This is a genomic window from Pandoraea sp. E26 (genome assembly GCF_000681415.1).
GTDB classification, from domain to species: domain Bacteria; phylum Pseudomonadota; class Gammaproteobacteria; order Burkholderiales; family Burkholderiaceae; genus Pandoraea; species Pandoraea pnomenusa.
This window is the reverse complement of sequence record NZ_AYXJ01000064.1, coordinates 1-510: the sequence shown is the minus strand read 5'-3', so window position 1 is coordinate 510 and position 510 is coordinate 1. Positions and strand designations below refer to the sequence as shown.

The window sequence follows — 510 nt, the reverse complement described above, 5'->3', positions numbered from 1 at the left end:
CGCTCGCGCGCGCCATCGTTTGCAGCAACGGGTTGTCGCTTGCGGAGGAAGGGGGCGCGAACGCATCCGAAATGTCGCCGCCTGGCGCGGCAGTGCTACTGACGATGCGATAGATCATGAGTTCGCTCCTCAGACGCATGCGCGATACTTTGCCGCCGGACGGCCGGGGGAGCGATCGGCGGATGCGCTCAACGACGCGGGCACCTGTGCGCGCAAACGCTCGATGGCATTCGCAAGCGAGGCGGCCATGCGGCCGATCTCGCGCTCCTCGCGCTGGAATGACTCGCTGTCGAGCAGGGCATCCAGTCGCGCGAGCTTCGCGCGCGCCTGTGGCGAGTCGTCCTGCTCGAGCTCGCGTATCTCGGCGAGCGCGGCCTGATAGTCCTGCATCTGACGTTGCAGACGGCGGCCGGCCATCTGCATCTCGCCGCACAGACGTTCGTACTGGATGCGCAACGCGTCTTGCGTCGAAGGCGTCGAGGCGCTCACTGAGGACGAAAACGAGGACGA

At 66.3% G+C, this 510-nt stretch carries 1 protein-coding gene; it reads right to left on the bottom strand.

All coding sequences use genetic code 11. The features are described 5' to 3' along the window. Positions 1 to 129: 129 nt before the first annotated feature. Positions 130 to 510 (bottom strand): hypothetical protein (locus W930_RS28855; RefSeq protein WP_036656471.1); only part of this gene is annotated, 381 nt, incomplete at its 5' end.